Here is a 21,014-nt window from a genome sequence, read left to right as displayed (position 1 = left end):
AAGAACTTACAATAACGAACTATATAATCTGTGACATCTGTGTAATCTGTGGTTATTTTTTATTTCCCGATAATGGAAATGTCAGAACCGAACCACTTTTCGCTGATTTTTGCTACTGTGCCGTCGGCTGCCATTTCTTCGAGTGTTTTCTGAACTTTGTCGCGCAACTCAGTATTGCTTTTTTTGAAAGCGATTCCGTACTGCTCTGGGGCAAGACCTTCAGAAAGAATTACGAACGGTTTTCCTGTGACTTTGAGGCTGTATTCCGCAACTACGCTGTCCATTGCAACACCGTCAAGACCGCCGATTTCCAAATCATTCAAAGCCATGATGTTGTCGTTGAAGTCTACGATTGACTTGAGGCTTGCTTTAAAATCAGCATTTGCCTCAACGGCATCAGCAGCAGAACTTCCAGCCTGAACGCCGAGGATTTTGCCATTCAAATCAGCGAGAGTTTTGATTCCGCTGTCCGCACGAACTATTACTACCTGCGCGTTGTTCAAATATGCCTTTGTGAAAGCGAGTGCCTCAAGACGCTCCGGAGTGATTGAAAGACCGTTCCAGATACAGTCGATTTTGCCAGTGTTAAGCTCCTGCTCCTTTGCAGACCATGAAATTGGCTGAGCGCGGAATTTGAGTCCGAGACGATTTGCGACTTCTTTTGCGAGGTCGATGTCGTAACCTACGATTTCATTGTTATCATCGCGGAATCCCATCGGCGGGAAAGAATCATCAAGACCAAGAACAAATTCGTTTGAAGCCTTTGAACAAGAAGCCATCCCGAATACCATAAGGGCAGCCAAAGCGCCCGTCAAAATTTTTGTAATTTTCATACAATTTAACCTCGATATTATAGATAGAAACAGACTATCATAAATCGAGGACTTTGTCATTATTCAAAAAGTTCATTCATTTCAAAATCTGAATCATCATCATAATAAACGACAGCATTCAAATAATCAAATTTATCTTGAAAAATCTGCTGACATTTCAAAAACTTGATTTCTTTTAGTTCAGGAATATCAACCATCACACCACTTTTCTGAACTTCGATTTCAAGTTTTCCATGCTTGTCAAAAAGCCAGCGTGCACCGACTCCCAAATTCATAAGCAATTTTCCGTTGCCATAATTTGCCTTAACACAATGACGTTTTCCATTTTCATCATAAAAATAAACGAAAACCTGCATTGATGGATTTTGCTTTTTTTTCAGGAAAAGTTTTGAAATCAAATTTGATTGATTTTTCTCATGTTCTCCGCCCATATTAAATTCGGTAACAATGCATTCATTTTCAATTTCTGAAAATTCAAGATACACGAAATCCATGTCCTTTCCATGAATGTAATCATTAAATTCAAGGACAATTTCCTTGTTTTCTGAGCGAGATTCAAAATCGATCTTCTTCTCAGTAAAGATTTTTCGCAAAAATCTGAACGAAAGCCCAAACACATCGGCAGAATTTCCAAGGTCATAGTCGCCTCGACAAAACGGATTCTCAAGATTGAGTTTTTTTATTTCTCCAAAATCCGAAATGCTTTCATTCGGGACAAATGAATTGCGAGAAGAATCCCATACATAATCTCCAGAAGAAACAAGCCAGTTGTAAAAGTAGTATAGGCAATTCGGATCAATATAAGTTCCGACAAGAGTTTTATTTTTCAAAAGATTTTTACAAGTTTCCTTTGCAGCAGAAAAACTTTTCATTATTCCGCCTTCAATATTTGCTCCGCCTTTCTGTTTGAAAATATACCAATGTCCGAAGCTTCCAATTTTTGCAAATGAACTTTCCCCGTTAACTTCTGAAAGTTTATTTTTCTCCCAATTGAGGCTATTAAGATAATCATTCCGCAAAAAACACTTTCCAACCGTACTGAATCCAAAATCCCCTTTTTTGACAAGCTGAAAGTCACCAGAAACGCCGAATTTAGAAAACATCTTCCATTCAATATTTTCTACTCCAACTCCCCTTGAAGGAACAATCAGCAGGTTTAAAAGAAAAAGAGCAATCAACTTAAAACTATTGTTCTTTACATATTTTGTAACAAATACTGTATAAAGGACAAAAACACAAATCAATGCGCTCCAACTTCGGGCAAAAAAACTAAACATGTCCACACGAATAAAACTGTAAGAATACGAAACAAGTGGAATAAGAATTAACGAAATCACAGCCGTTAGGATTTCAATATGCTCATCCATGAATTGCAAAACTGTTTGTCTCGTCCACGCCCTTTCTTGACACATATCAACATGAGTCAGGAATCTGCACAAAAACAAAACTGGAAGCCAGACAATCAGTGCAAGCGGAAGAATATGCATGGCATTGTAAAGCGGATAACGGAAAATATTCTTTGCATAAGGCATGAACCAACCGGGAAGTTCCTGTCCAAAAATCGAAATTCCATCGGCGAGAACTGACTGCCCTGCCATTGCTTTTATATGAATCAAAGTTCCCCATAAAAGCGGAACCGAAGCGAGCAACAGCACAAAAACAGGAATCCATCCAATCCAAAAGCCACCAGTTTTGAAAGATTTTTTTTCACTCAAAAAGAGTTTTCGACATTGAATCACAAACATAGGCAAAAATCCGACAAAACAGGCGACTCCATAAACAGGATAATAAAGCCCATGAAAAACATTTACAAGCAAAAAAACTTTGAGCCAAAGATTTGCTCGTCTGACAAGTTGCGGCAATAAAAGAAGAAGAACCACAATCGTCATAAATAAAACACGATTATAGTAGGGAAACTGCAAAAACAAAGCCACGGCAAGACACCAGATTTTCTTCAAATGAAACTGCAATAAAAAGAGCATTAATGCAAAAATCGAAAAGAAAAATATGTTGTCCGAAAGTGACATATAGGCGATATTTCCTTGTCCGCACAGTTTGAAGAAAAATCCGTGAACTACAGAAAAAAGACCACTTGGAGGAATAAAATCCTTAAACGGAATCTGCCCCAATTCAAAAAACTGCTGAAATGCAAAAACATTCTCAAACGGATGATGTAAATCTGCTGAAACTACAGCCCCCTGTCCGCCATAAAAGTTGAAGCACATGAGTGATACGCACGTCCCAAGTGAAATTAAATCACTTATTTCAAAATCTTCTTTTCTCCAAGAGTTTTTAAGGACTCTGACCGCATCTGCAAAAGTAAAAAGCACTGCAATCGCAACGATAACCTTAGCTCTAAAAGGAATTCCAATATTGACAATCTCGCCATTGAAATTGTATTCCTTTATTGAAAGGATCAGAAACAAAGCTGGAAGAACAAGCTGGATAAGGAGAATTGCACTTTTTAGAATCAATGACCTCTTTTTGAAAAACAGAGGAATACCCGTACACAAAATCGCAAAAATCACAGCCAGCGCCGAAGGATAATTTTTCATTTCAGAAAAAGCCTTTATAATACGATAGCTTCCGAGAAAATTGCATGTGTGATAAATTGCAAAAAGAGCGTAATAGCTCAAAAAATACATGCACAAAGACGAAATAACGGCATTTTTTTCAATAATGAAAACAATTCCCGCAAAACAGAGGGCAAATACAAATAATTGAGAAACTTGCTGGAAAAATAAAAATTTCAGTACAACAATCGAACAAATCCATACGACAAGATATTTTGCGGCATCTGCTTTTTTCTCTGTTACAATCGTATTAGTTGGCAAAAAATGTTTTCTGCAAAATTTACACCACAAGAATACAGAAACAGCCCCCAGCAAAATCAAAAGGCGAAGCAACAGAATTTCCGATCTTTTATTGCTGCGAACCCATGCAGTCCATTCTATAACGATGTCATTGTACACTTGCGGAGCATTCCCTGTAAGAGCCATCCAAACGACCGTGAATGCTACGGCAACCAGAGAAATAATTCCCAAGAAAACAAAATCCCGCTTAGTCAATTCAATTTTTTCCATAATTACATTTTCTCCAATAAGATTTTCATTACCACAAAGTTAAGAAACATAGTCACTGGCGTGACCAATATTTTTGCAATCAGAAAAGAACTTTTGACAATAATTTCCGCATCAAAAATACGAAGGATTTGTGCGTCAACGAACTGAAGAGCCTTTGAAATCACAAAAATAAGCATGACCTGATACACAAGATACAGAAAGTATTTCGCCTGCACAGGAATCCTGCTGTTGCTCTTGAACACGGATCGGTTCGAGAAGATGAATGTAAAAGTCACGCCAACCCACGAGCTGATTATGTTATTCAAAAACAAGTTATGGAAAAAAAATCCCAAAACCGTATATATGCCGAAATCCAAAAGCCAGCCGATTCCACTAATGCCGAAGAATTTTACGGCTTGAACAAATAAGTTTTTCATTTATTTATCCAAAAACACCTTCAATTCTTCCGGTGTGCCAAGCACATGAACCTTTTCGCACGGGATGTCAGCGATGTAAATATCACCGCCTTTTTCAAGCAGGAAGTTGTAAAGCGGAGCTACATATTTTTCACCATTCACAAGATTCTTCGAATCTTTATAGTATTCGTTGTAAAGGCACTCGTACAAAGCGCAGGTTTTAAAATAATATGCACCAAGAGTACAGTTATCACTTATCCGTTCCTTTTCCCTAATTTCAACGGCTTTTCCGCGTTCATCAAGGCGAACAAAACTCCAATGAGTACCTTCCGCCTTAAAGCACGGAATAAAACCGGCACCCCGAATCTGGTTTGAATTCATCGCACCGCTTTCTACATAAGTGTCGATGTTATAAATGAGGAGCGCGTTTTCCTTTTTCCAGTATTTTGAAGCGAGCATTGCCGTCGTTGCCTGACCATCCGTAAGGTAATCGATTAGGATTACATGAAAATTAGTGATCTCTAGCTCAGCACACTTCATATTGACGAATGATTCTGCATCACTCTTTTCATCTTTCATTGCAATGAAGATGTACTGGTTCACATTGTCCTTAAATCCATCAAGACTAATCATTGACCATTCAAAAAGAGTCTTTCCCTTTGCCTCAATCATGTACTTTGGGACATCATATCCGGCCTTGCGAAAGCGCGAGCCGAGTCCGCCCATTGTGATTACAACATCAATCTTGCTCATAGTTCAAACTCCTATTCCGGCTTGCACTGCGAAGACTTGCAGATTTCATTCAGTTCTTCCACAGATTTGTTCAAAAACTCGTCAGGGCGGATTGTTCTGTCATCAACATAGAATCCCTTGTGCCCCGGCCAGGGCTTTCCGTAAATAATCTCATCATAAGGAATATCCCATTTATCAAGCCATGACAGAAGAATCTTGGCAGTATTTTTGTTGATTACACCGAGATTTCCGTTATAAGAGTTCATGTTTCGGCTGGTAAAAAGCACAATCTTTGCGCCGTTTTCTTTGTACCAGCGGAGCTTATCAACTATTTCCTTGAACGGAACCAAGTCCTCGTATTTTTCTTCCTTCTTTTTTATTGGACAAAGAGTGCCGTCAATGTCGAATACAAAAGAATAATCCTTAAAATCCTCAGATTTCATTTTCTATTTCCTCCAGAATGTTTATTGCGTTTAAAATGAAGCCGAAAACCTTGTGCGGGTAATCAATATGTAGCGGAAGCATCGATATAAAAAGCGAAGCCTCGTAGATTCTTACAGTAAGATAGTCAAAGCCGTTTTCTAAAAGTTTTTTGCAGAAAAGTTCCTTGTATGCAGAATTGTCAAAATCGATTTTCAATTCCGCCTTGAATTCCTCGTTTATGCTTATGTCAAAAAGCGCGTTGTTGAAAAAATCATAGCGCCCGCAAATTGAATGGCTGAGTTTTGCGATATCGTAATACGGGTTTGTCCACAATTCTTCCTCGCTCAAAGCCCCTTTCGGATCAATGAATTTCATAAGCTCCGTGGATTTGTTGTACATAACGTTTGCAAAACATGGGTCACCATGTCCGATTACAGAAACGTACTGATATTTATTCTGGTGTTCGATTTTTTCTTTGAGCAAAATGTATTTTTCAAAAAGGGAATCAACATCGCATAAAGAACAGCTCGTTTTCATCAAATCCGCTATCGGTTTGAACGCTGAAAGTTTCTTTAAGTCTTCCAGCCGCTCTTTTACCTTGTCAACATACAGTTTCTGTGAAATTTTCTCGTATTCTGCCTGAGAAATTCCTTTTGAATGGCGGCATTTGAAAAAATAAAAATATTTGTCCAAAATTTTTGAAAACTCTGCTTTGTCAATGGAACCATGAACCCATTTTATTGCAAGGTCTGTCATGTGGAGCCGTTCCATCGTGTAGCTTGCCTTTTCTTTCTCTTCCTTATAGTTGAACGGCATGACAAACCAGAATTTCATGTCTTCCGGCAGGAGGTGGTAAAAGCTATATTCAGCCTTGATTTTTCTTTTATTTGAAGAACTCTTCACAAGCGTGTATTCATCACCGTGAAGGGTGTTGAAATATCTTGCGTCAAAATTTCCGGCAACAACCTGAATGAAATTTCCTACGCTTCCTATGTTCGTAAGCCCCTCGATTTCAAATGAATCTTCAATTTTTGAAGAAGCAGCAAGCGTCGAGTCTTCCGCAATGGACTCGTTTAGGAATTTTACATACTCCTTTGGACTTTTGAACATCAAAAGAGATGCTGAATTCCCATAAAGTACACGGTATGTTTTTTCAATAAAAAACAGTTTCTTCAACGAAAGCGAGGCTTTTTCAACATCAGAAATTATGAAATCAGAAAAGAAATGAAGAATTTTTGCATTCTCATCTGTGTTTTCAAGTTTTTTTACTAAATCACCGAACTCAAAGAATGATTTTACAGGAATAAGTTTGAATTCATGGAAAATTTTTCCGATAGAATCTGAAAAATACGATTCAAGACGACGCTTTTTTACAATTACATCGCCAAAACCTTTTCTCCCGATTACATCCTTTATGACTTCACTTTTTTCATTTGTATCATCAAATATCACAAGAATCTTATCTGCCATTTTTATGCTCCAATTTTTTTACAAGCTGAATCAAAATAATAATCACATACACAGACGACAGAAAAACCACTCCTGCCATCACGAAATTTCTCTGTGGCTCAAACTCTTTTCCCGTAAGTGCAACAGAAAGGTAATCCGAAACCAAAGTGTCAGAATCAGAGTCGAAAAAATTTCTGCAAAGAAAAAGGGAACCGATTTCAAGGAGCCATGAGAAAACTGAGAGCGTAAAAAGCACGAAAAAACGCCCCTTTACAAGATTCCTTATCTCCACGTATATGGTTTTGATTTTTTTGATTAGGAAAAGCCCTCGCAAATGGCGGTTAGAAGGGCGTGTCTTTATAAAATATTCGTTCCAAAACTCCATCATGCCAGGCATGATAAAAAAACAAAGTGCAATGAACATGGAGACAGCCGCAAGAAGAAAGAAAATACGTCCGAGCCTATAATTTCCTAAAAAATTCATTGTCGCAAAAATCAAGAGAATAGAAATCGTGTCAACGAATCGGTCCAGAAGAACAATCGAAACTCCTTTTATATAGCTTTTTGTAAGATGCCCGAACCTGAAAATCCTGAAAATCTCACCGGTCTTAAACGGAATTACAATATTTACAAGCGTAGTAATTGCAAAAAGTCTAAGATATTTTAAGGCTGAAACACCTTCACCAACGAGGAGAAAATAAAAGCGAAATGCTTTCAGAGAATAAACGAGGAAAACTGTAACTAAGAGTATTGCTTGATATTTCATTTTTTTGTCGTGAAAACAACCTGAGCCGTGTATTTTTCAATCGGTTTATCCCGGTGCTCGCCATTAATAAACTTCTTCTTGTTCAGAATGTATGAACCGAGCAGTTTTAGGACTACGAGCGCCTGATTCATCATCTTTACATTTGAAACCTGATCATCTTCACGCCACAAAATCGGAAAATAGCGGACTTTATGCTTGTAAAACGCAGAGCCTAAAACCATGCAGTAATTGAACATGAGGTTATCCTTGTATTTTTCCCAGAAGCGGGATTTCAAGACGTCGATTTTGTACATGTTGAGTCCTGATCCAAGGTCATAGACAAAGTGCCCGGTTCCAATCGAAAACAGAAGATCATAAACTCTGTTTCCAAAAGTTCGGAACTTTGAGTAGCCCTGTAGTTTTGAGTCTTTCATAAATCGAGCGCCAAGAAAGCAGTCATAATTTTCGTATTCCCGGTTTTTTAGATATGGAAGAATGTTTGCGATGTCGCCCTGGTCATCACCATGCAGAACTATGACATAATCGAACCCGTTTTCAATCGCATAATCGAATGCAACTTTATGTGAGCCTCCAAGTCCGTAGTTTTCATCATTTCGTAACAGCGAAACAGGAAGATTCGAATCATTTTCACAAAGGTAATTCTGTACGGCACTTTCTCCGTTGTCACTGCTTCGGTTGTTTACAATTATAACTTCTGTAATATAATTACAGATTTCACCTTTCAACTGATTCAGCACGCGAACAATCTGCTTTTCACAGTTATACATTGGAATAAATAATAAAATTTTAGGCATAAATAAGAATCCTTAAAAATAAGATATATTTCTTAAATTCAAGAAAATATTTTATCAGATTCCTAAATACAAGTAAACCCTAGAACAATTTGCTCATTTTTAAGTAATTTATGTTTTAATAATGGAATTTAGGGAAAATTTAAAAAGCGAACTTGAATATCAAGATATAAAAGTAAAGGAACTAGCAGCAAAAACTGGAATAAACAGAAAAACAATAGACAATTATCTCACGAAAAATTCAAACGATCCGTCTGCCACAAACGCATTTAGAATTGCTCAGGCATTAGGAGTTTCGGTAGAGTATCTTTTAACTGGTGAAAATTTAATGCCACAAGATCTGAAATCAATAACTTTGGGAACACCCAAAATAAGAAAATTATTACAATATTTTTCAAATCTTGATGAAATCGACATCGAAGCAATTACAGCCTTGGCAGAGCAACTTCAAAAACGCCATAAAAAATAGGGACACGAATTACACAAATAAACACTAATTTCTAAGCTTTAATTCGTGAAAATCAGTGTAATCAGTGTCTTTTTAATACTTCTCACAGAACGATTTCAAGACTTCAATCTGCTTGTCGATTGCTCCAGGTCCGCCGGTTGTTTTTCGGCCTTCCATGCAGGCTTTTGGCGTGATGCAGTCAAAGATGTCTTCTTCAAAAAGCGGAGAAATCTTTTTCATATCGGAAAGCTTCAATTCTTCGATTGCAGAAAGCCCTGAATCAATTGCAAGACGAACACATTTCGCGCTCACTCCATGCGCAAGACGGAAAGGCAGTCCCTTTCGCACCAAGTAGTCGGCAACATCAGTGGCATTCGCAAAACCGCCGAAACAGCTTTCTTCCATTTTTGGAAGGTTCCACTCTGCACTTGCAATCATCGCCTCAAAAACGATTACATTCCCCTGAACGCAGTCCAAAGCTTCAAAAAGCGGAGCCTTGTCTTCCTGCATGTCACGGTCATAAGCAAGCGGAAGACCTTTCATCATCACAAGAAGATTGATTAAATCGCCGTAAACCTTGCCAGTGCGACCACGGATAAGCTCGGCAAAGTCAGGATTCTTTTTTTGTGGCATGATTGAAGAGCCTGTAGACCATTTTTCACTCAAATTGATAAAACCGAATTCAGTGGTAGACCACAAAACAACTTCCTCGCACATGCGGCTGAGGTGCTGCTGCAAAATCGCAAAGTCCGAAGTGAACTCAATGCAGTAGTCGCGGTCAGAGACGGAATCAAGAGAATTGTAAGTAGCTCCCTCAAATCCAAGCTCCTTGGCGACAAATTCTCGGTCGAGAGGCAGAGTTGACCCCATGAGAGCACCGCTTCCCAAAGGAGAAAGAGAAACACGCTTAAGAGAATCCGAAAGACGCTCCAAGTCACGCGCAAGCATGAAGCCCCACGCGCACAAATGCTGGGCAAGGCTTCCCGGCTGAGCGTGCTGAGTATGAGTGTAGCCAGTCAAAAGCGAAGTTTTATGTTTTTCTGCAATATCTGCGAGAGTGTTGATAAGAGAAGCAATCGCTTTCTGCAAATCCGGAATCACACGGCGAAGATAAAGCCGCTCGTCCAAAGCAATCTGGTCGTTTCGACTGCGGCCTGTGTGAAGCTTTCGGCCTGGGTCTCCGATTCTGTCAGTCAAAGTGGCCTCAACAAAGGAATGAATGTCTTCGGCAGAATAATCGATTGAAAGCGCGCCAGACTGCAAATCCTTCTCTATAGAAGAAAGACCATCCTGAATTGCCTTGTTCTCCTCGGCTGAAATAATTCCCTGCTTAGCAAGCATTGCGGCATGAGCCTTTGAAGCACGGATATCATCAAGAGCCATGCGCTCATCAACATGAATAGAAGTTTCAAATTCTACGGCAGCGGCATCCGGCCCTTCGGCGAATCGACCGTGCCACAAAGCGGCGTGATTATTGTCAGTAATTGTTCCATGAGGAGTGTTTTTTGTTTCCATACATAGTAACTATAACAAAATTAAAGATTTTTGAAAATAGATTTAATCAGCACTTCACTAAACTTTATTTTGTGCTACAATCTTAGATTCACGAAATACCTCGCAAAATCAACCTCACGAAATCAATTTTTGGAGACAAAATAATGCCAACAAAAACACAATCTTTCCGATTTTTCGCACCAGCCCGTTTTTACCGCTCGGCTCTCACTATTGCAGTTCCGATTATGCTCCAGCAGCTCATTCAGAACATGGTTTCACTGATTGACAATTTCATGGTCTCAGGTCTTGGCGACATCTCTATGTCAGGCGTAAATGTTGCCGGACAGATTCTCTTCATTTTCATGGTCTTCGTAAACACAATCTGCATGTCCGGCGGAATTTTCATGACTCAATTTTTCGGTGCCAAAGATTCCGAGGGAATGAAGCAGGCCTTCCGGTTCAAGCTTCTGGTTGGTCTTGCCGCCGTAGTGCCCTACTTTTTGGTCTGCGTTGTTTTTCCGCGAAAACTTCTTTCATTCATGCTGATTGGAAACACTCAGGCAGAGCAAATTCTTGACGAAGCCGTAAAATACATCCGAATCATGTTCTGGATGGGAGTTCCTATGACAATCTCAATGTGCATCGCAAGCTCCCTTCGCGACATGGGGCGGGTCAGGATTCCGCTCGTAGTCACGATTATCGCAACCCTCACGAACACTCTTTTCAACTGGCTTTTGATTTACGGAAATCTCGGCTTTCCACGGCTCGGAGTTGAGGGCGCTGCAATCGCTACCGTCATCGCTCGTTCCGTCGAATTCATGATTTTTCTCGTGATTTATGCAAGAATCAGGCCGGACTTCGCATTCAATCCGTTAAAATTCTTCCATATAAATAGAAAACTTTTCTGCGAAATTCTCAAAAAAGGCGCGCTCGTACTTTTCTGCGAAATGGTCTGGGTATCTTCTGAAACTGTCACAACCGCAATCTACAACGGAAGGGGCGGCGCGGATGTCGTTTCCGGCATGGCATCAAGTTTCGCAATCGCAAACCTTTTCTTCATCGCGTTCGGCGGAATTTACAACGCAACGGCAGTCATCATCGGAAAGACGCTCGGCAGCGGAGAACTTGAAAAAGCTCGTGAGCAAAAAACATGGCTTTTGTCGGGATCGGCAGTTTTTGGCACAATCATGATGGCTTTCGGCTTTGCGACCACACTTCTCGTACCTGTTGTATTCGGCCGGCTCAGCGAAAGCGCAATCTCAATCTGCCGAAGCATGGTCATTCTGATGTCATTTTTCATGCCGGTCTGGGTCTACATGAATTCTCAGCAGGCAATAGCACGCGCTGGCGGCGACACGGCAATGGGAGCCTCAACAGATGCCGTAATCACAATTTTCGTGATGATTCCGCTGGTTCTAAGCCTCGGAATTCTCACAAAAATCAGCCCGGTAAAGCTCTTTTTATGCGTAAAACTCCTGGATTTAGTAAAGCTCGTGGTCTTCCACATCTGGCTAAAAAAAGAAAGGTGGCTTAAAAATCTGACAAATTAGGGTGCAACCGCCGACAAGCGGCGGTCGGGCTTTTCGGGGTTCCGCCTTTCGGCTCCATTCGACAGTCGGCATAGCCAACCGTCGAACGCATCGCGCCCCTACAATCCCTTGCACACTTCCGCCAAAGTATCGCTCTCGCCAGTTTTTTCACTATCGTTGAGAGGGCGCAGGATTTTGACACGGACTTCTGTTCCCGCAACAGGCAGGTTCGCATCCTTTGTAGAAAAATTGAGCTGACAGTGCAGGAAATTTTCGGTGACGGCATGGATTATCACGCGGTCTTTGAAAATTTTTGCGCGGTGAACGGTCTCACACACGGCAGGGAGTGCTTGCCCAACAAAGGAATTGATGTATTCGGTCTTTGACTTTTTGTTGAATTCTTCGAGGGCGGCAATTCGTTTGTCCGTAATATAGTTCGGAACCATCGGGCGCATTTTAAAAGCCTCTGTTCCAGGCCGTGGACTGAACGGAAATGCGTGAACGAAAGTAAATCCACATTCTTTAAGCATTTTGAGTGTCAAATCAAAATCTTCGTCGCTCTCACCAGGGAACCCCGCAATGATGTCACACGCAAGGAACGGATTTTTCTTTGCTTTTCGCAAAAGTTCTGTGGCACGGTAAACGGCTTCGATTTTGTACGGTCGCTTCATCTTGGCAAGAACGGCATCACTTCCGCTCTGAACAGAAATATGGAAATATGGTCGCACTCTCGGATTCGCAAGAACAACAGCGAGCTTTTCATTGACAATCTCAGGATAAAGGCTCGAAATGCGGATCCCGATTTTCTGTGTGTTGGCAAGAACAAGCTCCAGCACTTCGGCAAAGCGCACGACTTTTCCTTCGTATTCACTCACATACTGACCAATATTAACCGTTGTAATGACGACTTCACTCTGTCCCGCTTCTTCAAGTTTTTTAACTCGCTCAATAACTTCGCTTGCGGCCAGAGAAACTGATTTTCCACGCGCAAGGCGGATTCGGCAGTAAGTGCACACACAGTTACATCCGTCCTGAATTTTGAGGGAAGAACGGGAATGATTTATGAAAGTCTCAGTTGCAAGACGGAAAGGAGATGTAATCACGTTCCGCTCAGAAGAATTATTTTCCTTATCGAAGATTTTCTGAACTTCACGAGAAATTTCTGAACCGGAAAGATTTGGATTTTGTTCAAGAAGATTTTTGAGAAGCGGCGGCAAATCCGCAAGGCTTCCTTTGTGCTGACCGCCGAGAACGCAAACCCGCTCGTCAATCGCCATGATTTCTTTTTGGTCAAGCTGAGCGTAGCAGCCAGTCACAGCAACTGCAGAATTCGGGCAGCATTTAAGCAACATTCGGATAATTCTTCGGGCTTTTTGCTCGGCTTTGGCTGTGACCGTGCATGTGTTGACCACGCAAAGGACAACGCTTTCATCAAAAGACTTAGCCGTAAAAGGCTCCATCGTGACAGAAAAATCTGAGTCACTAAAAAAGCGGGCTGCACCCTCGCTCTCAACCTGATTGAGACGGCAGCCCAATGTTTCAAAATGAATTGTTTTGTTCACTTTTTCTCCGTGAAAATTCGCGCTATCTTAATCGTGCGGCAACACGCTCTTTTCCGCGGGCAGCATCGGCCTGAGAAGCGTTCAGCTCGATTGCCTTTGAATATGCGTCGAGTGCTGAGGCGTAGCTGCCAGCCATTTCACGAGCATATCCGCAGCGAGTCCACCACAAATCAACAAGCGGCTCTGTGTAAACGGCGGTTGTCATGGAAATGTCGGCGTGCTGATACTTTCCCTGACGGATGTAAATTTCCCCCATATAATAGTAAGCATTTCCGATTCGGGCAGCATTTGCAGGAGCGTTCGCAATGTATGTGCGGAACATTTCAAGAGCCTCGTTGTTCTTGCCCTGATAATATTTTGCCTCGCCAAGCACTTCCATGAGGCGAACATCATTTGGAGCAACTTTTCGGGCTTCTACTGAGCGAACTTCGGCTTCGGCATACTGGCGGTTTCGGACGAGTGACCAGCAGAGAACGCAGTAAGAATCAATATTCTTTGGATTGGTGATAATCTCCTGCTCACAGATTTTAATTGCCTCAGGATAATTGCCGTTACGGTACAAAACAAGGGCATCAGGCTTTGACTGCGCAAAAATGCCTGAAATTAAAAAAATAAAAGCAGAAATCAAAAATAACTTTTTCATAAAATCCTCTATATTATTGACCTGTCATCGTACATTTGCCTGAGAAATGTGCGCCAGGCTCCAGAACTACTTCTTTTGAGACAATATCGCCGTTGACAGAACCAGATGCCGTAACAAAAACAATTTCCTTGGCGGTAATGTCGCCCTCAACCTTGCCACGGACAAGAACCCTGGAAGCATTTATTCCTGCGGTAACGACAGCATCATTGTCAACGACAAGATCACTCGTGGCATCTATAGAACCTGTTACCACGCCACGAATCATAAATGGCTTTGTAAATCGAATCGTTCCCCTGAAATTAATATCAGGAGCAAGAATCGTGTCGAAATCCTCTTCCTCGACAGCAAAAAAATCAGAATCTTTTACATCGAACATATCAATCTATATTACAATCTATGGGATTTTTTTTCAATAATACAAAAAAGGCGCAACAGAACCGGCTGCCGCTGTTCCACCCTTCGCTAACGCTCATAGCCTTGCGGCTACTTCGGGGTTCCATAGCGGAGCGGCTGTTCTTAAAACCAAAGCCTTAATCCTGCTGAGCATGGGAAATTTACAGGCCGGATAAAAGGCTTCCAGTCATCGTCCGTTTTTCTGGCTCCGTAATACGGCTCATACACGGCCTGTGCAAAAAATTCAAGCCGTCGCTCCAAAAAGAAAAAATCCAACCCGGCACCAAGCCTTGAGCCTGTCGCAAGAAAATACTCGTCATCATCGAATCTCGCCCCGAAACTCAGGCCCCAGAGCACATAATAATCAACATGATTTGAAATCCGCTCGTTTATGAACCAGTTATCGACAAAGGCCGTCACGCACTTTTTTTTAAGGCCGGCATTGAAAAAAACGCACCACGGAGACTCATCGCTTCGCGCAGTAAAAGAAGCAAAAGAAATCGGGGTTGTCGAAACATTGTAAGAAAATGCCCCGCCAAGCCCCGCCTTAGCAAAAGAAAATGTGCAGAGGCAGAAAAAAACAGGAATCAGTAAAAATTTTCGTTTCATTTCTGCCATTATACTAAAAAATCAAAAAGATTGCAGACCCAAAAAGCAGTTTTAAGCCTACTCAACCTTTTTGAATTTAATTCCGTCAACAAAAAGAACGCCGTCCTTAAACTCGTAGCCCGATGAATAAGAATTATCGCCGATTGAAGGATCTTTTACAAAGTATTCCTCATACGGAAGAGGCTCGCCGTCCCCGCCCTGAACTGTATCGACATTGAAAGTGATTGCAGAGCTTTCCTGAGTGTATTCGCCGTCAAAAGTAAGGTCTTTGTTGTAGAACTGTGCCAAATACTCTTTTGCAGCCTCTGGATCCTCAGCCGAATTAAGAAGCTCAACCTTGTCAACAATCTGCAAGATCTTTCTGGTGTATGTTCCGCCCTCTGCAAAAGCAAGGGTTATATTCTGCTTTGTGTACAAATATGCCTGCGGAGCCTGTGAGCCGTCAGCCTTAGATGCAAGTTCAGACTTCAATGTAAGTTTTGCTTCCCATTTTCCCAAAAGATTTGGCTTAGATTTTGATTCACAAGAAAGGAACAAAACAGACAGAATAACCGAAACTAATAAAACAAATGACTTTTTCATAGATTTTAGAATTTATTGATTTTTGGAATTGAAAGTGATTATAAATAAAAAAAAGCCTACTCGGATTTCTCCTTTCGGCTTCCCAACTAATTAATTTGGTGCTGATTACTCACCTGTTACGATAGTTGTTTTTGTTACCCAAATACCGAGCAAGCTGTAAGTTTTCAAGTCAACAGTAGCGATCTTTGTGATTCCACCGTTAGCAGCTGCAGTTGAGATGCTGTAGTCAGCAGATGTTACTGGGAGAATTCCGAACAAGAATCCACCTGTAGCCTCACCGCGTTTAGCGTTAGCAGAAGCACCTGCATCTGATGTGCGTGGTGATACTGTTGTACAGCTTACTGCGAGAGCCAAAGCTGCTGTTGCAAGAACTGCACCAAAAACCTTTTTCATTTTCATTCCTCCGTTTATAAAAAAGATAATTTAATGTTAGCTTAAGTTTATGTATCTGTCAAGAGAAATCTTTAAATTTTTCTTGACAGTTTTTCGTTAAAAAAAGCGGATTTTTTCCTGTATTTTTTTATACAAAAATCAAACCATCCGCACCAGACTTCACATTGATTTTTGAGTCCTCACCGAAGCGGCCGGAGAGAATTTCCTTTGCAAGAGGATTCTCGACATAGGTCTGTACAGCTCTTTTAACAGGACGCGCACCAAAGGCCGGGTCATAGCCAGCGTCGCTCAAAAAGTCGATTGCGCTCTGGTCAAATTCGAGTGCAATTCTTCGGTCAGCAAGGCGGGCTTTTACGCGCTCCAGCTGATTCTTAACGATTCCGCCGATGCAGTCTTTTGAAAGCCGGCCGAACATTACGATTTCGTCGATTCGATTCAGGAATTCAGGGCGGAAAGTCTTTTTCAAAAGGACATCCACCGCAGGACGAACGGCTGTCATCTTATCAGGAGTGTCGGCATCCAGAATCAAATCACTTCCGAGGTTGCTTGTCATGATGATAATCGTGTTCTTGAAGTCAACCACCCTGCCCTGTCCGTCTGTGAGACGGCCGTCATCAAGCACCTGCAAGAGCACGTTGAAAACATCAGGATGAGCTTTCTCAACTTCATCGAACAGAATTACGCTGTATGGCCTGCGGCGAACGGCCTCTGTGAGCTGGCCGCCCTCATCGTAGCCGACATATCCCGGAGGAGCACCAATCAGGCGGGTCACGCTGAATTTTTCCATATACTCCGACATATCGATTCTGGTGAGAGCCTTTTCGTCGTTAAAGAGGAAGTCTGCCAGAGTTTTTGCAAGCTCAGTCTTTCCAACGCCAGTAGGTCCTATGAACATAAAGCTTCCGAGCGGGCGATTCGGGTCGTTGAGACCTGCCCTGTTTCGGCGGATTGCATCGCTTACAACGCTAACCGCCTCGTCCTGCCCGATAACACGCTTGTGAAGGACATTTTCGAGCTGAATATATTTCTGCTTTTCGCTCGTGAGCATTTTTGCAATCGGGATTCCAGTCCAAGTGCTTACGACGCGGGCAATGTCCTCTTCGGTAACTTCCTGCCTCAAAAGTGAATCTGACACTCCGTTGTCTTCTTTTGAGTGCCGAGCTTCATCAGCTTTCTGCGCTTCCAGAAGTTCCTTTTCCAGAGCTGGAATCGTGCCGTACTTCAATTCTGCGGCCTTATTGAAATCTCCCTCGCGGGTGTATTTTTCTTCCTCAAAGCGGGCGGCCTCAAGTTTTTCCTTCAGCTCACGGCTCTTATTGATTTCTGCCTTTTCGTTCTGCCATTTAAGCCTCATGGCGTCACGATTTGAAACAACTTCGGCAAGTTCCTTTTCAAGTTTCTGCAACCGCTCTTTTGAGGCGGCATCGTCTTCCTTTGAAAGCGACTGTTTTTCAATCTGAAGCTGAAGGATTTTTCGCTCAAGCTGGTCAAGTTCGGTCGGCTCGCTCTCAATTTCCATCTTAAGTCGGCTTGCGGCTTCGTCAACCAGGTCAATGGCCTTATCAGGCAAAAATCTGTTCGTAATGTAGCGGTTTGAAAGAGTTGCGGCGGCGACAAGTGCCTCATCGTTGATTTTAACGCCGTGATGAATCTCATACTTGTCACGAAGTCCTCGCAAAATCGCAATCGTGTCCTCCACATTCGGCTCAGCACAATAAACCTGCTGGAAGCGTCTCTCCAATGCGGCATCTTTTTCTATGTACTTTCGGTATTCGTTGAGAGTCGTGGCACCAATTGCCTTCAGTTCACCTCGGGCAAGGGCAGGTTTGAGCAAATTGCTCGCGTCCATGCTGCCTTCGCTTGCTCCAGCCCCTACAATTGTATGAAGCTCATCGATGAAAAGAATTATCTGACCTTCGGATTTTGTAACTTCGGTGATTACGGCCTTCAATCGCTCCTCAAACTCACCGCGGAATTTCGCACCTGCGACAAGACTTCCCATATCCAGAGAAAGGAGTCGCTTGTTTTTGAGCGATTCTGGAACATCGCCCTGTGCAATTCGGCGGGCAAGACCTTCGACAATTGCCGTCTTTCCGACTCCAGGCTCACCAATCAGAACAGGATTATTCTTTGTTCGGCGTACAAGAACCTGCATTACGCGGCGGATTTCTTCATCACGGCCAATTACCGGGTCAATTTTGTCCTGGCGGGCGCGAGCCGTCAAATCCGTGCAATATTTTTCGAGAGCTTGCATTTTGCTTTCCGGATCCTGAGAATCAACTTTCTGGTTTCCGCGGACGCTCTTCAAGGCTTCAAGAATCGTCTCTTTTGTGATTCCGTACTGGCGAAGAAGTTCCCCGGTGCGGCCATCGCTCTGAGCCATCGCAAGAAGAATATGCTCCACCGAAAGAAACTGGTCTTTAAGAGCCGACATTTCCTTTTCGGCCTTAGCAAGAACTTTCTGGGCTTCACCAGAAAGCTGCATCTGAACGTTTCCGGTAACACGCGGATATGTTTGAAGCAGATTTTTTGCCGCTTCAAGAAGGGCTTCTTTTTGAACGCCGATCCGCTCAATTATAGGAACGGTGATTCCGTCCTTCTGCTCAAGCATGGCGACCAGAAGATGCGGTAAGCCAATTTCTGAATGATCATTCTGCTGTGCAAGCGCACTGGCCTCCTGCAAAGCGTCCTGTGTTTTTAAGGTAAACTGCTCGTAATTCATAGTGTACCTCCATTTTTAACTTTCAATATGAAAATAATAAGAAATGCACCAATCGGCAAGTTTAAATTTCTCACAGATAGGGAGCGTTAAAAAATTGCACAAGGTGCAATTTTAGCGAGTCTCCCGAAGAGCTATGCTCGTAGGGGCCACAGAGGACACAGAGGATTTTCTTAAAGAAGAAGAAAGTTCCCATTCACAAAGCTCTCTGTGCACTCCAAAGCTCTGTGAGGATATAAAAAAACCGCCCCAAGCGGAGCGGCTTTGTAAATCGCAGAAAATCCTATTTAGAGTAGTATTCAACTACCATCTGGTCGTTGATCTGAACTGGGATTTCTGAACGGAGTGGAAGACGAGCAAGTTTTCCTGTGAAGTTGTCGTCGTCACGCTCGAGGTAGTCAAGTTTAGCCTTGTTGTTAGAAAGGTATGTTGACTTGAACTGCTCGCTGCGGCGCATTTTCTCTACCAAAGAGATTGTTGAGCCAACTTTTACAGCGTAAGAAGGGATGTTGATTACTTTTCCGTCAACTTCAATGTGTTTGTGGCTTACCATCTGGCGAGCCATGCGGATTGAAGAAGCGAATCCCAAGCGGTAAACGAGGTTGTCAAGGCGAGTCTCAAGTGCAACCAAGAGAGCAACACCTGTCATCTCCTTTGATTTTGTAGCCTGCTCGAAGTATCGGCGAAGCTGTTTTTCAAGGATGTTGTAATAAGCCTTTACTTTCTGTTTTTCTGTCAAGTGCAAAGAATAATCAGATGCTTTCTTTGTCTTTTTGAAAGCTGGTGCGCCAGCTCTGTCCATTGCCTTTGGGTGTCCACAAACATTAACACCAAGTCTTCGACATTCCTTAAAACGAGGATTGCGTCGTGTAGCCATTTTAAGCTCCTAAAAATTAATTTTAATCAAGGCAGATTCCACATTGAATGCAGTCTCAGGTGCTTGATTTTTCAAAGTCACCATTCAGCAAAAACTAAACGGTGAAGAACATTTTAGCAAAATGAAGAATCATAATCAAGAGATAAATCTATATATTTCATTGTTTTTTTCATTTTCAAAAGTTGACGGCAATTTCAAAAAGGCTTAGAATCATAGTATACGAATTTAATTCTGCACTTTCCAGAGGCCTTATATTATGAACAGAAAATTTTCCGCATTAATTTCATTAATTTTATCCTCAGCATCATTCTTTCTTCTATTATCTTGTAAAAATATGAAGGCAAAGGCCGACGACGAAAAAGAAATCACCCTCGTAATGGCAGAGGTAAACCCGGCCGAAACAATTGCCGGTCAGATGGACTACGCTTTCAAGGCAAAGGTTGAGGAACTTTCAAAAGGAAAAATCAAAATCGACCTGCACTGCTCCGGGATTCTTGGCGATGTCGATTCAGTCATGGAGCTTATGCTCAAACCAAATTCAACGATTCAGATTCACCGCATGTCGGCTGTAAACATGGCCATGTACGGCTGCAAAAAATCAGCACTTTTGTCAGTACCTTTCACATTCTCCAGCAAGGAACATTTCTGGCGTTTCGCAAATTCTGAGTCCGGCCAGAAGATTTTAAATGAACCGGTCGAGGCGGGGCTTGGTCTTAAAGGACTTTTCTACGGCGAGGAAGGTTTCAGGCATTTCTTCTCCACAAAAAAAATCGAGTCAGTCGCTGATTTCAAAGGTCTTAAAGTCCGCGGAACAAATGATGAGGCCATGCAGGGGCTTTTAAAAGGTCTCAAGGCAAATTCAATTCCTGTAAATTATGCGGATTTGTATTCAGCATTGCAGACAGGTGTAATTGATGCGGCTGAACAACCAATCGCAAACTATCTCGCAAATCATTTTCATTCCGTGGCTCCATACATGATTTTTGACGGACACACCCTCGGAATAATGGAAACAATAATCACCACAGAATGTTGGGATTCGCTCACTAAAAACCAGCAGAACATCCTTCTTGAAGCAGGAAAATATGCTTCCGACTTTTGCCGCAAACTCTCACAGACAGAAGAAGAAAAGGTAAAACAGCAGCTTTTAAAAGAAGGCGCAACTCTCACTGATGTAACTGACCACGAACCATGGCAAAAGGCATGTGCAGATGTAATCAAAAAAGGAACTTCTGCCGAGCCAGACTTGTACCGCGAAATCATAAACTACGCAAAATACAAATAACCGGAGGC

Annotated in this window: 20 protein-coding genes; 3 read left to right on the top strand and 17 right to left on the bottom strand. The window is 42.1% G+C overall.

Going from position 1 to position 21,014, the window contains the following annotated elements:
• Positions 1-59: 59 nt before the first annotated feature.
• The 8 genes from IJJ71_RS13165 to IJJ71_RS13130 are packed head-to-tail and all read right to left on the bottom strand — an operon-like array spanning position 60 to position 8,448.
• Positions 60-833 (bottom strand): amino acid ABC transporter substrate-binding protein, encoded by a 774-nt coding sequence (locus IJJ71_RS13165; RefSeq protein ID WP_296847666.1) that lies wholly within the window; start codon positions 831-833, stop codon positions 60-62.
• Positions 834-892: 59 nt separating this feature from the next.
• Entirely contained in the window at positions 893-3,916 is a 3,024-nt protein-coding gene (locus IJJ71_RS13160; RefSeq protein WP_296847664.1) for a hypothetical protein, read from the bottom strand.
• A gap of 2 nt (positions 3,917-3,918) precedes the next feature.
• Entirely contained in the window at positions 3,919-4,332 is a 414-nt protein-coding gene (locus tag IJJ71_RS13155; protein WP_296847662.1) for a GtrA family protein, read from the bottom strand.
• Positions 4,333-5,064, bottom strand: a complete 732-nt coding sequence (locus tag IJJ71_RS13150) for a glycosyltransferase family 2 protein (RefSeq protein WP_296847660.1) — start codon at positions 5,062-5,064, stop codon at positions 4,333-4,335.
• A gap of 11 nt (positions 5,065-5,075) precedes the next feature.
• Positions 5,076-5,486 carry an HAD family hydrolase gene (locus tag IJJ71_RS13145; RefSeq protein WP_296847659.1) on the bottom strand — a complete coding sequence of 137 codons (411 nt, stop codon included), beginning with the start codon at positions 5,484-5,486 and terminating at the stop codon, positions 5,076-5,078.
• Positions 5,476-6,936: a hypothetical protein gene (locus IJJ71_RS13140; protein WP_296847658.1), complete on the bottom strand. Its 1,461-nt coding sequence runs from the start codon at positions 6,934-6,936 to the stop codon at positions 5,476-5,478. The genes IJJ71_RS13145 and IJJ71_RS13140 overlap by 11 nt, the downstream gene beginning before the upstream one ends.
• The gene (locus tag IJJ71_RS13135) at positions 6,926-7,681 is read right to left on the bottom strand and encodes a lysylphosphatidylglycerol synthase domain-containing protein (RefSeq protein ID WP_296847657.1); all 756 of its coding nucleotides are present in this window, start codon (positions 7,679-7,681) and stop codon (positions 6,926-6,928) included. The genes IJJ71_RS13140 and IJJ71_RS13135 overlap by 11 nt, the downstream gene beginning before the upstream one ends.
• Positions 7,678-8,448, bottom strand: a complete 771-nt coding sequence (locus tag IJJ71_RS13130; RefSeq protein ID WP_296847656.1) for a glycosyltransferase family 2 protein — start codon at positions 8,446-8,448, stop codon at positions 7,678-7,680. Before IJJ71_RS13130 ends, IJJ71_RS13135 begins: the two co-directional genes overlap by 4 nt.
• 148 nt (positions 8,449-8,596) lie before the next feature.
• Between IJJ71_RS13130 and IJJ71_RS13125 the strand changes: the two genes are divergently transcribed.
• Positions 8,597-8,941 carry a helix-turn-helix transcriptional regulator gene (locus IJJ71_RS13125; protein WP_296847655.1) on the top strand — a complete coding sequence of 115 codons (345 nt, stop codon included), beginning with the start codon at positions 8,597-8,599 and terminating at the stop codon, positions 8,939-8,941.
• A 72-nt stretch (positions 8,942-9,013) separates the two neighbouring features.
• Here the strand turns inward: IJJ71_RS13125 and argH are convergent, their stop codons facing one another.
• Entirely contained in the window at positions 9,014-10,435 is a 1,422-nt protein-coding gene (gene argH / locus IJJ71_RS13120) for an argininosuccinate lyase (RefSeq protein ID WP_296847654.1), read from the bottom strand.
• 143 nt (positions 10,436-10,578) lie between these two features.
• Here argH and IJJ71_RS13115 point away from each other — a divergent pair, with 143 nt between their 5' ends.
• Complete coding sequence (locus IJJ71_RS13115; protein WP_296847653.1) at positions 10,579-11,964, top strand: MATE family efflux transporter; 1,386 nt, start codon at positions 10,579-10,581, stop codon at positions 11,962-11,964.
• A gap of 98 nt (positions 11,965-12,062) precedes the next feature.
• On the opposite strand, the gene mtaB is transcribed toward IJJ71_RS13115, so the two are convergent.
• The 8 genes from mtaB to rpsD form a co-directional block, all read right to left on the bottom strand.
• Positions 12,063-13,505, bottom strand: coding sequence for a tRNA (N(6)-L-threonylcarbamoyladenosine(37)-C(2))-methylthiotransferase MtaB (gene mtaB, locus IJJ71_RS13110; protein ID WP_296847652.1), 1,443 nt, complete (start codon positions 13,503-13,505; stop codon positions 12,063-12,065).
• A gap of 22 nt (positions 13,506-13,527) precedes the next feature.
• Complete coding sequence (locus IJJ71_RS13105) at positions 13,528-14,148, bottom strand: tetratricopeptide repeat protein (protein ID WP_296847651.1); 621 nt, start codon at positions 14,146-14,148, stop codon at positions 13,528-13,530.
• A gap of 13 nt (positions 14,149-14,161) precedes the next feature.
• Entirely contained in the window at positions 14,162-14,524 is a 363-nt protein-coding gene (locus tag IJJ71_RS13100; protein ID WP_296847650.1) for a bactofilin family protein, read from the bottom strand.
• A 140-nt stretch (positions 14,525-14,664) separates the two neighbouring features.
• Positions 14,665-15,150: a hypothetical protein gene (locus IJJ71_RS13095; protein ID WP_296847649.1), complete on the bottom strand. Its 486-nt coding sequence runs from the start codon at positions 15,148-15,150 to the stop codon at positions 14,665-14,667.
• Between the two features lie 57 nt (positions 15,151-15,207).
• Positions 15,208-15,732 (bottom strand): hypothetical protein, encoded by a 525-nt coding sequence (locus tag IJJ71_RS13090; protein WP_296847648.1) that lies wholly within the window; start codon positions 15,730-15,732, stop codon positions 15,208-15,210.
• 105 nt (positions 15,733-15,837) lie between these two features.
• Positions 15,838-16,125: a TRL domain-containing protein gene (locus IJJ71_RS13085; protein ID WP_296847647.1), complete on the bottom strand. Its 288-nt coding sequence runs from the start codon at positions 16,123-16,125 to the stop codon at positions 15,838-15,840.
• A gap of 127 nt (positions 16,126-16,252) precedes the next feature.
• Positions 16,253-18,847, bottom strand: a complete 2,595-nt coding sequence (clpB, locus tag IJJ71_RS13080; protein ID WP_296847646.1) for an ATP-dependent chaperone ClpB — start codon at positions 18,845-18,847, stop codon at positions 16,253-16,255.
• Positions 18,848-19,127: 280 nt separating this feature from the next.
• Positions 19,128-19,721: a 30S ribosomal protein S4 gene (rpsD, locus tag IJJ71_RS13075; protein ID WP_296847644.1), complete on the bottom strand. Its 594-nt coding sequence runs from the start codon at positions 19,719-19,721 to the stop codon at positions 19,128-19,130.
• 334 nt (positions 19,722-20,055) lie between these two features.
• Here rpsD and IJJ71_RS13070 point away from each other — a divergent pair, with 334 nt between their 5' ends.
• On the top strand, positions 20,056-21,006 hold the full coding sequence (locus IJJ71_RS13070; RefSeq protein WP_296847643.1) for a TRAP transporter substrate-binding protein: 951 nt from the start codon (positions 20,056-20,058) through the stop codon (positions 21,004-21,006).
• Positions 21,007-21,014: the final 8 nt, after the last annotated feature.

It is taken from the genome of Treponema sp., assembly GCF_017430385.1.
Lineage (GTDB): Bacteria > Spirochaetota > Spirochaetia > Treponematales > Treponemataceae > Treponema_D.
Note: the sequence above shows the minus strand (reverse complement) of the source record. Positions and strands in the feature narration are given on the sequence as shown.

Excerpts from the sequence above, each read along its gene's own strand:
- IJJ71_RS13165 (WP_296847666.1), bottom strand. The coding sequence starts at position 833 with ATGAAAATTACAAAAATTTTGACGGGCGCTTTGGCTGCCCTTATGGTA.
- IJJ71_RS13160 (WP_296847664.1), bottom strand. The coding sequence starts at position 3,916 with ATGGAAAAAATTGAATTGACTAAGCGGGATTTTGTTTTCTTGGGAATT.
- IJJ71_RS13155 (WP_296847662.1), bottom strand. The coding sequence starts at position 4,332 with ATGAAAAACTTATTTGTTCAAGCCGTAAAATTCTTCGGCATTAGTGGA.
- IJJ71_RS13150 (WP_296847660.1), bottom strand. The coding sequence starts at position 5,064 with ATGAGCAAGATTGATGTTGTAATCACAATGGGCGGACTCGGCTCGCGC.
- IJJ71_RS13145 (WP_296847659.1), bottom strand. The coding sequence starts at position 5,486 with ATGAAATCTGAGGATTTTAAGGATTATTCTTTTGTATTCGACATTGAC.
- IJJ71_RS13140 (WP_296847658.1), bottom strand. The coding sequence starts at position 6,936 with ATGGCAGATAAGATTCTTGTGATATTTGATGATACAAATGAAAAAAGT.
- IJJ71_RS13135 (WP_296847657.1), bottom strand. The coding sequence starts at position 7,681 with ATGAAATATCAAGCAATACTCTTAGTTACAGTTTTCCTCGTTTATTCT.
- IJJ71_RS13130 (WP_296847656.1), bottom strand. The coding sequence starts at position 8,448 with ATGTATAACTGTGAAAAGCAGATTGTTCGCGTGCTGAATCAGTTGAAA.
- IJJ71_RS13125 (WP_296847655.1), top strand. The coding sequence starts at position 8,597 with ATGGAATTTAGGGAAAATTTAAAAAGCGAACTTGAATATCAAGATATA.
- argH (WP_296847654.1), bottom strand. The coding sequence starts at position 10,435 with ATGGAAACAAAAAACACTCCTCATGGAACAATTACTGACAATAATCAC.
- IJJ71_RS13115 (WP_296847653.1), top strand. The coding sequence starts at position 10,579 with ATGCCAACAAAAACACAATCTTTCCGATTTTTCGCACCAGCCCGTTTT.
- IJJ71_RS13105 (WP_296847651.1), bottom strand. The coding sequence starts at position 14,148 with ATGAAAAAGTTATTTTTGATTTCTGCTTTTATTTTTTTAATTTCAGGC.
- IJJ71_RS13100 (WP_296847650.1), bottom strand. The coding sequence starts at position 14,524 with ATGTTCGATGTAAAAGATTCTGATTTTTTTGCTGTCGAGGAAGAGGAT.
- IJJ71_RS13095 (WP_296847649.1), bottom strand. The coding sequence starts at position 15,150 with ATGAAACGAAAATTTTTACTGATTCCTGTTTTTTTCTGCCTCTGCACA.
- IJJ71_RS13090 (WP_296847648.1), bottom strand. The coding sequence starts at position 15,732 with ATGAAAAAGTCATTTGTTTTATTAGTTTCGGTTATTCTGTCTGTTTTG.
- IJJ71_RS13085 (WP_296847647.1), bottom strand. The coding sequence starts at position 16,125 with ATGAAAAAGGTTTTTGGTGCAGTTCTTGCAACAGCAGCTTTGGCTCTC.
- clpB (WP_296847646.1), bottom strand. The coding sequence starts at position 18,847 with ATGAATTACGAGCAGTTTACCTTAAAAACACAGGACGCTTTGCAGGAG.
- rpsD (WP_296847644.1), bottom strand. The coding sequence starts at position 19,721 with ATGGCTACACGACGCAATCCTCGTTTTAAGGAATGTCGAAGACTTGGT.
- IJJ71_RS13070 (WP_296847643.1), top strand. The coding sequence starts at position 20,056 with ATGAAGGCAAAGGCCGACGACGAAAAAGAAATCACCCTCGTAATGGCA.